9 protein-coding genes are annotated in these 13,352 nt (G+C 73.1%); 4 read left to right on the top strand and 5 right to left on the bottom strand.

What is annotated here, in order from left to right; translation table 11 throughout:
• Positions 1-40: 40 nt before the first annotated feature.
• Complete coding sequence (locus ACH34Q_RS20075) at positions 41-1,414, bottom strand: polysaccharide deacetylase family protein (RefSeq protein ID WP_395984501.1); 1,374 nt, start codon at positions 1,412-1,414, stop codon at positions 41-43.
• 263 nt (positions 1,415-1,677) lie between these two features.
• On the opposite strand from ACH34Q_RS20075, the gene ACH34Q_RS20070 reads away from it, so the two are divergent.
• Positions 1,678-3,783 carry a protein kinase gene (locus tag ACH34Q_RS20070; protein WP_395984500.1) on the top strand — a complete coding sequence of 702 codons (2,106 nt, stop codon included), beginning with the start codon at positions 1,678-1,680 and terminating at the stop codon, positions 3,781-3,783.
• Here the strand turns inward: ACH34Q_RS20070 and ACH34Q_RS20065 are convergent.
• Genes ACH34Q_RS20065 through ACH34Q_RS20055 form a run of 3 tightly spaced genes read right to left on the bottom strand, consistent with a single transcriptional unit; the run spans position 3,780 to position 9,270 of the window.
• The gene (locus ACH34Q_RS20065) at positions 3,780-7,076 is read right to left on the bottom strand and encodes an error-prone DNA polymerase (RefSeq protein WP_395984499.1); all 3,297 of its coding nucleotides are present in this window, start codon (positions 7,074-7,076) and stop codon (positions 3,780-3,782) included. The two genes, ACH34Q_RS20070 and ACH34Q_RS20065, sit on opposite strands and share 4 nt — an antisense overlap.
• Before the next feature lie 9 nt (positions 7,077-7,085).
• Positions 7,086-8,585 (bottom strand): DNA polymerase Y family protein, encoded by a 1,500-nt coding sequence (locus ACH34Q_RS20060; RefSeq protein ID WP_395984531.1) that lies wholly within the window; start codon positions 8,583-8,585, stop codon positions 7,086-7,088.
• 28 nt (positions 8,586-8,613) lie between these two features.
• Positions 8,614-9,270: a hypothetical protein gene (locus tag ACH34Q_RS20055; protein WP_395984498.1), complete on the bottom strand. Its 657-nt coding sequence runs from the start codon at positions 9,268-9,270 to the stop codon at positions 8,614-8,616.
• 152 nt (positions 9,271-9,422) lie between these two features.
• Here ACH34Q_RS20055 and ACH34Q_RS20050 point away from each other — a divergent pair, with 152 nt between their 5' ends.
• The 3 genes from ACH34Q_RS20050 (at position 9,423) to ACH34Q_RS20040 (ending at position 12,019) form a co-directional block, all read left to right on the top strand.
• The gene (locus tag ACH34Q_RS20050) at positions 9,423-9,776 is read left to right on the top strand and encodes a hypothetical protein (protein ID WP_395984497.1); all 354 of its coding nucleotides are present in this window, start codon (positions 9,423-9,425) and stop codon (positions 9,774-9,776) included.
• Between the two features lie 139 nt (positions 9,777-9,915).
• Positions 9,916-10,935, top strand: coding sequence for an S-methyl-5-thioribose-1-phosphate isomerase (gene mtnA / locus ACH34Q_RS20045; RefSeq protein ID WP_395984496.1), 1,020 nt, complete (start codon positions 9,916-9,918; stop codon positions 10,933-10,935).
• 121 nt (positions 10,936-11,056) lie between these two features.
• Entirely contained in the window at positions 11,057-12,019 is a 963-nt protein-coding gene (locus ACH34Q_RS20040; protein ID WP_395984495.1) for an NAD-dependent epimerase/dehydratase family protein, read from the top strand.
• Between the two features lie 15 nt (positions 12,020-12,034).
• Here ACH34Q_RS20040 and ACH34Q_RS20035 read toward each other — a convergent pair whose 3' ends face one another.
• Complete coding sequence (locus ACH34Q_RS20035) at positions 12,035-13,132, bottom strand: glycosyltransferase family 2 protein (RefSeq protein WP_395984494.1); 1,098 nt, start codon at positions 13,130-13,132, stop codon at positions 12,035-12,037.
• Positions 13,133-13,352 lie beyond the last annotated feature (220 nt).

Here is a 13,352-nt window from a genome sequence, read left to right as displayed (position 1 = left end):
GGGCCACGCGGCCGAGGTCGGCCGGGCCGCGTGGCGGAGGTCAGCCGGGCCCCGATCGCCGCCCGGCCCGCAGCGCCGAGACGGTCACGAAGCTGTAGCCGTCCCGGGCCAGCCGGTCGAGGATCTCCGGGACCGCGTCCACCGACGCCGGCCGCACGTCGTGCATCCGGATGATCCCGCCCGCCCTGGCCAGCGCCACCGCCCGGCCGGCGATCGCCGCCGCGCCGTCACCGTCCCGCTCGGGATCGGCGGTCCACCGGATCTGGACCAGCCCCAGCGACCTGGCCACGCCGGTCACCGTCCCGTTCACGGCCCCGTACGGCGGCCTGAGCAGCATGCCGCCGTGCCCGGTGGCGGACCTGATCACCTCCTGCGTGCGCTGGATGTCGGAGCTGATCCGCAGTGCCGGCAGCCGGCTGAGATCGCGATGGGCGTGCGTGTGGTTGCCGATCTCGTGTCCCTCGGCCCGCTGCCGCCGCAGCAGTTCCGGCTGGGCGGCGGCGTTCCCGCCCACCACGAAGAACGTCGCGCGGGCCCCGCGCTCGGCCAGCGCGTCCAGCAGCCGTCCCGTGTCCGGGCCCGGCCCGTCATCGAACGTGAGCGCCACGCACTTGGCCGTACGGCAGTCGGCCTGCGGCGCAGGCGACCGCGAAGCCGCCAAGGTCGGACTCTCCGGTGGCCCCAGCCTCAGCACGGGACGGGGCGCCAGCGCGGCATCACGGGCCCGCCGCCCGAACGCCGACAGCAGCGGCTCGTACTCCCGGTGCCCCAGCGCCACCGCGACCCGGCCGGGCGTCCCCGTCGGCTCGGCCGCCCCGGCGGTGCCCGCCGCGACCGCGTCGTCGCTGAACTCGACGACCAGATCGCCCTGGTCGTTGAACGCCAGCGAGGAGAAGGCCTCGGGACCGGCCTTCGCCGGAACGGCTCCCGGTTCCTTCGCGCGGACGAGCGCGGCCAGCCGGCCAGGCCCGTCCACCAGGTCGGCGGACGAGCGCACCGCGCCCGCGGCGCCGTCGTACCAGAACGTGCGGCGCGTCGTACCGCCGGGGAACGCCGAGGTCACCAGCCGTACCCCGACCACATCGCCCGAGGCGGCGGTCAGCGACCACTCGATGTTCAACTCCGGTACGGACGGCCCCCTCGACGTGCGCTCGGTGAACCGCCGGACCTGCTCGTCCTGCGCCCGCGCGAGCGCGCCGCTCAAGGCGCCGGCCCCGGAGATCCGCGGGTACGAGGCGAACAGCCGGTGCCGGTCGCCGCCGCCGCTGCGCGTGACCGGCATCAGGCCGGGCACGCCGCCGGGATCGACCTCGCGGATGGCGGTGACGTCGGTGACCGGCGGCGGCTCCCGGTGCTCCCGGGGCGAGCACCCCGTCCCGGCCGATGCCACCGGCAATGCCGCCAGGAGCGCCACCGTGACGCCCCTCCGACGGCGGGTCCAGGGGAGCAAGACCACCCTCCGCGTCATGCTGTAGGCCGTTGATCAGCGTATGTGGCGCCTCCTGGCGCTTTACCGGGCGTCTGGCGAGCCTTGGTGAAACATTGACCTTTTCCGGCCTTGTCCGGCCTGGGGTCATGCGCGCCGTTCTCTGCCACTCTGGAGGCCGGGGTGGGTCCAGGCGCCGTTCGGCTACGGCGGCCGACCGGAGGGGGCCCGGCGGCGAGAGGTGTACACCCATGGAGAGCGGGCCTGGCGCGGTGGCGCCGCGCGAGCTGCAGCCCCACGACCCGACCCGGGTGGGCCCGTACGCGCTCGAGGCCAAGATCGGTGAAGGTGGCATGGGCGCGGTCTACCTCGGCCGCGGCACCGACGGCCGCCCCGTCGCGGTCAAGGTCGTGCGCCCCGAGCTCGCGGGCGACCGCGCGTTCGTCGCCCGCTTCAACGACGAGTGCCGCAACGCCGAGCGCGTCGCCTCGTTCTGTACGGCCCAGGTCCTCGGCCACGGCCAGGACATGGACCTGGCCTACATGGTCACCGAGTACATCGAGGGCCCCTCCCTCCTCCAGCACATCCAGGAGCAGGGCACCCTCTCCCAGGGCCTCCTGGACGGCGTCGCCGTCGGGGTCGCCGCCGCGCTGGTCGCCATCCACGCCGCCGGCCTGGTCCACCGCGACCTCAAGCCCAGCAACGTGCTGCTGTCCATCTCGGGCCCCCGCGTGATCGACTTCGGCATCGCCCGTGCCCTGGACGCGGCGGGCTCGCACACCGCGACCGGCCAGGTGGTCGGTACCCCCGGTTACATCGCGCCGGAGCAGATCCTCACCCAGAAGCTCACCCCGGCGGTCGACGTCTTCGCCTGGGGCTGCCTGGTCGCCTACGCCGCGAACGGCCGCAACCCGTTCGGCGAGGGCTCCCTGCAGATCATGGTCGGCCGCGCCCTGCACGCCGACCCCGAGCTCGGTGCCCTCTCCGAACCCCTCGCCGGCATCGTCCGCGCCGCCCTCCGCAAGGAACCCGAGGACCGCCCCACCTCCCGCGACCTCCTGCTCAGCCTGGTCGGCGGCGCCGCCAGCGACGTGGACGTCACCACCACCCTCGGCGAATCCTGGACGAACCCGCCCGAGCCGCAACCGGTTCGGAGCGAGTCGCCGCAGCCTGCTGCTTACGCCGGCGGGCCGTCGCACACGGTGCCCTTGGAGGCGCAGCGGGCCGGGGCCGATGGTTCTCATGGAGCCGAGGCCCCCAGGCAGCCGACGGATCCCGCAGGGCGGACGATCACCGATCCGGGCGTTCACGGACCTTCGGCCGCGTTGCCGCCGCCTATGCCGCCTCCGCACATGGGGCCGCTCCACGGCGCGGGACCTCAGGGGATGGAGCCGCCCAAGGCGCGGCGCAAGAGGTTGCTGGTGGGCGGGGCCATGTTCGCCGTGGGCGGGTTGCTGGCGGGCGGCGTGCTGCTGGCCGTGCTGGGGGACGACCCGCCCGCCGACAGCGGGGCCCAGGTCAAGGAGGCCGGGCCGCCCACCGAGGCGATGCTCGTACGGATCGACACCAAGGCGGGCTGGCCCAACGAGTGCCACGGCGATATCGGTACCTACACGCCCGGCCAGGACGCGCCGGTGACGCTCGTACCGGGGGACACGTGCGACGTCCTGCCTGAACGGTCCCCCACCGATCCCAGCAAGGTGGCCTTCGTACGCCGGAAGGGGAACGGCGCGGAGGCCTGGACCGTCGGCGCCGACGGGAGGGATCCGCGGCCGGTGGCCGGCGCGCTCATGGCCGGGGGGCGGCTGACGTGGTCGCCGGACGGCCGGCAGCTGGCCTTCATGGGCAAGGAGGGCGGTTCCGCCGTGGCGCAGATCTACGCGCTCACGATCGGGGAGCCCGAGCCGCGCAGGCTGACACAGGACGCCTCCGTCAAGGACGACCCGATGTGGTCGTCGCGGGGGGAGCTGGTGTTCTGGAGCAGGCGCGACGGCGTCGAGCAGCTCTACAAGCTCGATCCGCGGAACACCGGGAGGCCCTGGACCAAGCTCAGCACGGAGCCGGTGCGCGCGGTGGATCCGGAGTGGTCGCCGGACGGCAGGCAGATCGCCTACAGCCGGGGTAACAATTCCGCCGGGAACATCTGGGTGATGAACGCGGACGGTTCGGGCAACCGGAAGCTCACCCCCGGCGGGGATCACGAGATGGACCCCGCCTGGTCGAAGGACGGCACGTGGCTCTGCTACGTGCGCGGCCTGGCGGCCAAGCCGGCCCTCCGTGTGATCAAGGCGGACGGTACGGGCGACCGCGCGTTCGGGCCCAAGAACGGGACGATCGGGCACCCCACCTGCTCCTAGTGGAAGTTGCGGGCCTTCACACGGCCGGGTACGGGCAGGCGCCGGAGCCGGGTGGCGCGGATGTTGGTGACGCCGTCGGCGCGTTCGAGCCGCCCGTTCACCAGCAGGGCCTGGGAGTCGAGGGCCAGGCCGCGGTGCCGCTGGAAGATCTGCGGCGGGCAGGTCACGTTGACGATGCCGGTCTCGTCCTCCAGCGTCATGAAGACCATGCCGCCGGCGGTCGGCGGGCGCTGCCGGTGGGTGACGAGCCCGGCGACGACGATGTTCGTCTCGTCGGGGACCTGGGGGAGTCCCTTGGACGGGATCGCGCCCAGGTCGTCCAGCGCTTCGCGTACGTGGGCCATGGGGTGCGTGTGGGAGACGCCCGTCGCCCACAGGTCGGCCAGGGTCTCCTCGACCGGGGTCATGGCGGGAAGGGACGGGGCGCGCGCGCCGGGGGTGACGCCTTCCAGCTGTCCCGGCCCCGTTCCGGTGAGGGCGCCCGCGGCCCAGAGGGCCTCGCGCCTGGTGAGGGGCTTGCCGCCGTCCTGTACGGGGATGGAGCCGAAGGCCCCTGATGTGGCGAGGGCCTCAAGGGCCGCTGTGGACAGGCGTACGCGCCGGGCCAGATCCTCCATGCTCGTGTACGGGCGCCCTGCCGCGATGGCCTTGCACACGTCCTCGCCCAGGTTGCGGATGCCGTTCAAGCCCAGGCGGATCGCCGGCTGCGGCTTCACGGGCGCGTGCGGGTGGTCGCTCCTCACCGGGAGGGGTTCCTCCAAGGTGGGGTGTACGTCACTGGCGTTGATGTCCACGCCCCGTACCTCGACCCCATGGCGGCGCGCATCGGCCAGTAGTGACTGCGGGCTGTAGAAGCCCATCGGCTGGTTGCGTACGAGCGCCGCCGTGAACGCCGCCGGGTAATGCCGTTTGACGTACGAACTGGCGTAGACGAGGTGCGCGAAACTCTGCGCATGGGACTCGGGGAATCCGAAGCCGGTGAAGCCCAGGATCTTCTCGTAGACGTCCTCCGCTATATGGGCGGGGATGCCGCGCTCGGCCATTCCGTCCAGGAGGCGCTGCTTCAGGCGTTCGACGCGTTCCGGCGCGCGCTTGGCGCCCATGGCCTGCCGTAGCTGATCGGACTCGGCGGGCGAGAAACCCGCGCAGTCCACCGCGAGCTGCATCATCTGCTCCTGGAACAGAGGGACGCCCAGCGTACGGGCGAGCGCGCTCTCCATCAGGGGGTGCGGGCACGTCGCGGGCTCCTTGCCCTTGCGGCGGCGCAGGTACGGGTGCACCGAGCCACCCTGGATGGGACCGGGACGGATCAGCGCCACCTCCACCACCAGGTCGTAGAACTTGCTGGGCCGGAGCCGGGGGAGCGTGGCCATCTGCGCGCGCGACTCCACCTGGAAGACCCCGACGGTGTCGGCGTCGCTCAGCATCTCGTAGACCTTGGGATCCTCCGGCGGGATCGATTGCAGGTCGTACCGGACGCCGTGGTGCTCGGCCACCAGGTCGAAGCAGTCGTGCAGGGCCGCCAGCATGCCCAGACCCAGCAGATCGAACTTCACCAGCCCCGCGGTCGCGCAGTCGTCCTTGTCCCATTGCAGGACGCTGCGTCCCGGCATCCGGGCCCATTCGATCGGGCAGATCTCGCCGACCGGTCGGTTGGCGATGACCATCCCGCCCGAATGGATGCCCAAGTGCCGGGGCAGCGCCAGCATCCGCCCGGCCAGACCCGTGACGGCCGCGGGTATGTCGGCTTCCGCGCCCACCGGATCGCGTGGATCCACCCCGCGCGACCACGCGTCCTGCTGGCCGGGGGAGAAGCCCAGCGCGCGCGCCGCGTCCCGTACGGCCATCCGCGGCCGGTAGCTGATCACGTTGGCGACCTGGGCCGTGCACTCGCGCCCGTACTTGCCGTAGACGTACTGGATGGCCTCCTCGCGCCGCCGGTGCTCGATGTCCAGGTCGATGTCGGGTGGCCCGTCCCGTCCCGGCGACAGGAACCGCTCGAACAGCAGCCCGTGCCGTACGGCGTCCACGCCGGTGATGCCCAGCGCGTAGCAGACCGCCGAGTTCGCCGCCGAGCCCCGCCCCTGGCACAGGATGTTCTCCCTGGCGCAGAACTCCACGATGTCGTGCACGATCAGGAAGTAGCCGGGAAAGCCGAGCCCTTCGATCACGTCCAGCTCCCGGGCGATCTGCTCGTACGCGCCGGGCACCCGCTCCGCCTCGGGCGGCCCGTACCGCTTCCGCGCCCCCTCCGCGACCAGCCGCCGCAGCCAGCTCGCCTCGGTGTACCCGTCCGGTACGGGCCAGTCGGGCAGCCTCGGCGCCACCACCTGGAAGTCGAACGCGCAGTCGCGGGCCAGCTCGACCGTCCGCTCCCGCACGCCCGGGAACCGCGCCAGCCGTGCCGCCATCTCCGCGCCGCTCCGCACGTGCGCCGTGCCGCCCGCCGGCAGCCAGCCGACCATGTCGTCCAGGCTCCGCCGCGACCGTACGGCCGCCAGCGCCTGCGCCAGCCGCGCGTCCGCCCCGGGCGCCGCGAAGTGCACGTTGTTGGACGCCACCACGCCCACGCCGGCCCGGCCGGCCAGCTCGGACAGCAGGTCGTTGCGCGGATCGTCGCCCGGCTGATCATGGTCGATCAGCTCGGCGAAGACGTTGCCGGACCCGAACATCTCGGCCATCCTGCGCAGTTCGCGTTCGGCCGCCTCGGGCCCGCCCGACGCCAGCGCCGCTGGAACCAGCCCCTTCCTGCATCCCGTCAGCACGGCCCACTGACCGTCGTGCGCGCCCGCGAGCGCCTCGAGGTCGTACACCGGGCGGCCCTTCTCCCCGCCCGCCAGCTGCGCCGCCGTGATCGCCGAGCAGAGCCGCGCGTACCCCTCCGCGCCCCGTGCCAGGACGAGCAGATGCCGCCCGGCCGGATCGGGCTCGCCCGTCCGCGGCCCGGGCAGCTCCAGGCTCAGCTCCGCGCCGAACACCGTCCCGATGCCGGCCTCGCCCGCCGCCCGCGCGAACTGCACCGCCCCGTACATGCCGTCGTGATCGGTGACGGCCATGGTCTCCACGCCGAGCCGCGCCGCCTCCGCCACCAGCGCGGCGGGCTCGCTGGCCCCGTCCAGGAAGCTGAACGACGAGTGGCAGTGCAGCTCCGCCCACGCCACGTCCGAGGGCACCACCCGGGGGCGGGGCGGCTCCTCCCGTACCTCGGCCTCAGGCGCGCCGGAGCCCTCTCCCCACGACAGGCGCTTCTCGAACTCCCGCCAGGGGACCGCAGGGTTGTGCCAGCCGGTCATTGGACGCCCCTAGTCATAGGACGCCTCCACATGCCAGCGGCCCGACTCGACGGCCAGCAGATAGGCGCGCCCGTCATCGGTCACGACCTGGAACCGTGCCCTGCGGCGCGCGTGCTCCTGGTCCCACCAGCGCTCGACGGCCGGCCACGGCCCCGTCCAGGACGCGACGGCCGCTGGCCGCCCCGTCCCGACCGTGACGTACGCGGGCGCCGCCGACACCGCACTCCGGGCCGACACCGTCACCGGATCGCCGGACGCGTCCGTGACCTCGGCGGGCCAGGCCTTGCGCGGTACGAGCGCGGGCGCCGGCGCGGGGATCCGGCCGGGCCACGGACCGTCCGGCCCGCCACCGGGCCGCACATCCCCGATCGGGATCCTGTCCACCCACTCGCCCGGCCCCCGGCCGCCCGCGAGCACGGGACGGGTGATGCCCCGATGGCCCAGCAGCCCCTGGATCCGGTCGGCGGCACGCGCGATCCGCTCGGTCACCGCGGTCCGCCCCCACAGGGACTCCTGCCTGCCCTCGTCCGGGACGAGCTGGTCGGGCGACATCTCCAGCCACGTGACCCCGCCCCACACCGACTCGTCGCTGCGGCCAGCCGACAGCTGCCAGCGCACCCGTTCGGCCACCGCCGCGTCCGACAACTCCCCGTCATGCCGCCACAGCCGCCGCAGCACATGGCCATCGGCGAACCCCACGTCCACGGCCAGCCGCACACACGCCAGCCCGCCCGCCGCCAGCCCCTCGTGCAGCCGCCCCGCCAGCCGCTTGGCCGCGAACACCACCTGCTCGGACTGCTCCGCCGGCGGATCGAACTCGTCCCGTACGGAAAGGTCCGCGGTCGCCGGCGCCGGAACCACCGGCCGCGGCTCCTCACCGCGCGCCAGCCGGTGCGCCATCGCCCCATCGGGCCCGAACCGTCCCGCCACATGCCCCGACGGCAGCGCCGCGAAGTCGCCCAGCGTCCTGACGCCCAGCCGCCGCAGCAGATCGGCCGGCTCGGGCCGGTCCAGGACCGACAGTGGATAGGGGGCCAGGAACGCCGCCGCCCCGCCCTCATCGACGACCACGCCGCCCTGCTCGCGCGCCGCCAGCTCCGCCGCGAAGAGCCCGTCCGCGATGCCCGCGCCGCAGTCGAACCCCGCCTCCACCACCGCGTCCTGCACCAGCAGCCGCAGCGACTCCTCACCCCCGTAGAAACGGGCGGCCCCCCGAGCCGGTACGGCACACAGGCCGGGCCGTACCACCTCGACCTTGGGCGTCAGCTCGGCCACCGCGTTGGCGACCGTCTCGAACAGCCGCCCCTCCGCGTCGGAGTCGCGCTCCCGTACGACCAGCTCAGGACACCGGCGCTGAGCGTCTCGGATCCGCTGGCCCCGGCGCACCCCAGCGGCCCTCGCCGCCGCACTGCACGCCGTGACCCGCTGCTCCACCACCACGGCGCCGGGCGTCGCCGCCTCCACCCCGACCGCCGTCACCGGCCAGTCAGGGCACCAGATCACCAGCACCCGGCTCAAGGTGAGCCTCCTGGGGGCCTCATGCGACCACGTTCAGGGTCGGCCGCTGGGGCTTGACCGGCTCGGCGGGGGTCACGCTGCCGTCGGGACCGGGCAGCCAGACCCAGGTGCCCTGCTCCCGCCCCGGTGCGTCCGCGACGATCCGGGCGCGCCGGCCGCGCAGGACGCCGTGGCCGTCGCTCAGACCCTGCCAGTCGGACTCCGCCACCCGAAGGCGCAGCCGCATCCCGGACCAGTCGCGGGCGAACGCACCGGTCAGCGCCAGTACGCAGCCGTGCTTGCGAGCCAGGGCCGAGAGCCGCCGTACGGCCGCGTTGGGCGGGCGTTCCGGGACGTTCACCAGGACGAGATCGACCGCCTCTACCAGCGCCGCCACCACGTCCGGCCAGTGCTCGCCCGGCTCGTCCACCAGCAGGAGCCGCTCGGGAGCGGCGCCCATCCCCACGGCGGCGGGCACGCCGAGATCGGGAAGCCCCACGATGCCGCACCACCCTTCCTGCTGTGACACCCCGGCGACCAGCGCCAGCCCCAGCGACGCGGACCCGGAGCCGTCCACGCCCACGATCGATCCGGGCCGCAGCCCGCCCGGCACCACGGGACGCAGCGCGGGCAGTACGGGAACGCCGGCACGGGGCGCGTCCATCGGCAGCGCCCCCGCCAACGCCGCGTCCGCCACGCCGCCTCCTCCCTGAGTCGACTCCAATTTCGAACATAGATTCGACCCGTGTCAAGTCGTCGCAGGTCACACCGCGTCGAAACCCCTTACGTGGACGGCGATAGCGGGTTTCGATTCGCCTCTGACGCGCGGGTCGGGGGTTAGCGTCCGCCATGACCAATCGCGAGATCCGGCTCGCCGCCGTACCCGACGGCCTGCCGCGCCCCGAGCACTTCGTACCCGCCGCCCAGTGCCGCCGGCTGGACGGCACGCTGCCCGACCCCGTCGCGCACATCTCCGATGCCTGGACGGCCTACTCCGCCCTGTCCGACGTCCGGCCCGGCGACACGGTGTTCGTCACCGGCGGCGCCGGCGGAGTGGGGAGCATGGCCGGGCAGATCGCCGAGATCGCCGGCCTGACGGCACGCCGCAACGAACTGGCCGCCACGGTCCGGATCGCCGGAATCGTCCTGCTTCCCGATCCTGACCCGACCCGAACGCAGGCACAGGACCCAGTACGAGCGTAGGGGCGGCACCCGATACGACTGCAGGTGCAGGCACCCTGTGCATGCGTAGGCGCGTGGCACGGTCACGCGGGCCGCGCCGGGACGAGCCCTCCTGGGGCTCGGTAGCGTGAACACCGCATACCGGCGATTTGGAGTGGGCGTGGCGGACGATATCCAGGCTCTGGCATGGACCGGGGACGGCCTGCGTCTCATCGACCAGACGGTGCTGCCCGGCCGCCTGGAGCATCTGGTCGTACGGGACACGGCGACGCTGGTCGAGGCCATCCAGCGGCTGGTCGTACGAGGCGCGCCGGCCCTGGGCGTCGCGGGCGCCTTCGGTGTGGCCATCGCCATGCTCGAAGCCGAACGGGAGCACTGGCCGGACGGTGAACGCGCCGCGGCGATCGCGCGGATCCGTTCGGCCCGTCCGACTGCGGTGAACCTCGCCGCAGGGGTCGACCGGGTCCTGCCCCTGGTGGGCGAGGGCACGGCGGCCGTGCTCGCCGAGGCTCAGGCCCTCCTGGACGAGGATGTACGAGGGAACCGGGCGATCGGCGCGTTCGGCGCCGACTGGATCCTCGCCCGTACGGGAGACCGGCCCCTCCGCGTGCTCACCCACTGCAACGCCGGAGCGCTCGCCACCGCCGGCTGGGGGACCGCGCTCGGGGTCGTCCGCGAGCTGCACGACAGGAACCGCCTCGAACTCGTCTACGCCGATGAGACCCGTCCCCTCCTCCAAGGCTCCCGCCTCACCGCCTGGGAACTGCAGCAGGCCGGCATCGCCTACCGCGTCCAGACGGACGGCGCCGCCGCCGGCACGATCCTGCGCGGGCTGGTCGACGTCGCCGTGATCGGCGCCGACCGGATCGCGGCCAACGGCGACACCGCGAACAAGATCGGCTCGGTCGGTGTCGCGCTGGCCTGCGCCGACGCCGGCATCCCGTTCGTCGTGGCGGCGCCCTGGAGCACGATCGACCTGGACACCCCCTCCGGCGCCGGCATCCCCATCGAGGAACGCGCCGCCGACGAGGTCCTGACCTGGAACGGCCCCGCCCTCGCCCCCGAAGGCGCCCGCGCCCACAACCCCGCCTTCGACGTCACGCCCGCCCGCCTGGTGACGGCCCTGGTCACCGAAACCGGTGTGCTGGAGGTCTCGGCGGGTAGGACACCGCTCACCTGAAGGCCCGCTCGACCGTGGCCTGAAGGTCCGCTCGGCTGAGCGATCGCCGGCCTGAACGATCGCCGGTTCGAAGGACCGCTCGCCTGGACGACCGCTCGGCCTGAGGACAGGAGCCGTTCCGATGGGACTGACCGTCGCGGTGACCGGCCCCACAGGGGAGATCGGTACGTCGGTGATCCACGCCCTGGAACGCGACCAGCGCGTCGACCGCGTCGCAGGCATGGCCCGCCGCCCGTTCGATCCGGCCTCGCGCGGCTGGCACAAGACCGAGTACCGGCAGGGCGACATCCTCGACCGTTCCGCCGTCGACGACCTGGTCGCCGGCGCCGATGTCGTCGTTCATCTGGCGTACGTCATCGTGGGCTCCCACCAGGAGAGCGAACGTGTCAACCTGGCCGGGACCCGCAACGTGTTCGAGGCCACCGGTTCACGACGCCTCGTCTACACCTCCTCCGTCGCCGCTTACGGCTACCACAAGGACAACCCGGTCCCCATCACCGAAGACGTCCCGGCGCGCGGCTCGTCCGAGCATTACTACTCGGCGCAGAAGGCCGCGTGCGAGAAGCTCCTGGCGGAGACCGACGTCAAGGACGCCTACGTGCTGCGCCCCTGCATCGTGGCCGGCCCCGAGGCCACGGTCCTGTTGCGCAACATGCCGTGGAACCGTGCCCCGAAACCGCTCCGCCGCCTCCTCGGCGCCGTCCCCGGCCTGCATCCCGTACTTCCCGACCCCGGGACGCGCTTCCAGTTGGTCCACCAGGAGGACGTGGCGTCGGCCGTGGTCGCCGCGGTGGCCGCCGAAGGCCCGCCCGGCGCGTACAACCTCGCCGCCGACGGGGACATCGGCGTCGGCGAGTTCGCCCAGGCCATCGGCGCGTACACCGTGCCCGTCCCGCGCGGGCTGGTCGGCCTGACCGCAGAACTCGTCAACGCCTTCCCCTACACGCCCGCGCAGGCCGAATGGATCCACGCCGTCCGTCACCCCATGCTGGTGGACACCACCAAGGCGCGCCGAGACCTGCACTGGACCCCGGCCCACACGACCCAGGACGCCTTGAAGGCCATGACCCACCCGGCTCCCTAGTCCGCCTTCCGGCCATCACGAACGGGAGGAGACCGTGGTGCCCCTGACCGCGCCTGGCCGGGGGTCGGCGCGGCCTTTCTCGTAGGTGGTGAGGGACTTGGCCATGCCCACGGGGGCCAGGAGGAGTTCGATGATGAGGGCCTTCCACGCGTAGTAGGTGTTGACGGCCCTGGTCGCGTAGACGCAGGGAACGTTGACCAGGACTTTCAGGAGCGGCAGGCGGCGGCGGTGGGCGGCGTAGACGAGCGGTGGCGTGAGGAGGAGCAGTTCGGTGCCCCACCACCAGGCGATGGCCTCTGCCGGAGGGACGTGCCATGCGTACGTGAGGAGTACGGGGGTGGCCCACCAGAGGGGGGCGATCAGGATCTCCAGGATGGCGAGGCAGACCCAGAGGGCGAGCATGGGCTTGCGGACGAGCATCCGCGGGAGGTGGAGGCGGACGTTCTGGAAGAAGCCCGCCATCCAGCGGCGGACCTGTTTGCGGAGGTAGGGGAGGGTCTCGGGGTCGGCGGCCCAGGCGACGGCGTGGCCCATGTAGGCGGCCTTGTAGCCGGCCATCTGGGCGGACCAGGTGAGGTCCATGTCCTCGACGATGGTGCGTTCGGGGAAGCCGCCGTACGCGAGCAGGACGTCGCGGCGGAACGCCGAGCAGCAGCCGGAGCAGACCATGGGGCTGCGGGCGCCGGCCTGGATGGGGCGGTGCCAGTGGAAGCCGAAGAGATACTCGATGGAACGGCCGCGTTCCCAGAGGGTGCGGGCGTGGCGGGTCTGGACGTTGCCCGCGGCGATGGCCACGGCGGGGTCGTCGAACGCGGGCTTGAGGCGTTCGATGTAGTCGGGGGCCAGGACGGTGTCGGCGTCGACCGCGAGGACGAGGTCGCCCTGGCAGCGGGGGAGGGCATGGTTCTGGGCACGGGCCTTGCTGCCGAGGTTGCGGGGCGGACGCAGGACGGTGACGCCGTACGAGCGGGCGACGTCGCCGGTGCGGTCGGTGGAGCCGTCGTCGACGACGATGATCTGGTGGGCGGGATCGGTCTGCGCGAGCAGGGAGCGCAGTGTCGCGGGCAGGCCCTCCGCCTCGTTGTGGGCCGGGACGATGATCGAGACCTTCATCGCCGGCCCCGGAGCAGGCGTGCGGTGAGGGTGAGCAGCCAGACCACCCCGTAGACGAGCGTGCTGAGGCCGATGCCGGGTGCCGCGCCGTGCATGTCGTTCCCCTTTCTGGAATCCGATGTCAGCCATGCTCGGACGGCGGGAGAAGGCGCCACCAGGGGGTCGCGGAATTGTGGATAACCTCGCGGCGGGGGCGCTCACAGGTCGATCGGGACGTGTC

The organism is Actinomadura sp. 9N407 (genome assembly GCF_044326315.1).
Lineage (GTDB): Bacteria > Actinomycetota > Actinomycetes > Streptosporangiales > Streptosporangiaceae > Spirillospora.
This window is presented reverse-complemented; position numbering and strand designations above follow the sequence as displayed.

What these genes read in the sequence shown, in the direction of transcription:
- ACH34Q_RS20070 (WP_395984500.1), top strand. Translation starts at nt 1,678, where the DNA reads ATGGAGAGCGGGCCTGGCGCGGTGGCGCCGCGCGAGCTGCAGCCCCAC.
- ACH34Q_RS20065 (WP_395984499.1), bottom strand. Translation starts at nt 7,076, where the DNA reads ATGACCGGCTGGCACAACCCTGCGGTCCCCTGGCGGGAGTTCGAGAAG.
- ACH34Q_RS20050 (WP_395984497.1), top strand. Translation starts at nt 9,423, where the DNA reads ATGACCAATCGCGAGATCCGGCTCGCCGCCGTACCCGACGGCCTGCCG.
- ACH34Q_RS20040 (WP_395984495.1), top strand. Translation starts at nt 11,057, where the DNA reads ATGGGACTGACCGTCGCGGTGACCGGCCCCACAGGGGAGATCGGTACG.
- ACH34Q_RS20035 (WP_395984494.1), bottom strand. Translation starts at nt 13,132, where the DNA reads ATGAAGGTCTCGATCATCGTCCCGGCCCACAACGAGGCGGAGGGCCTG.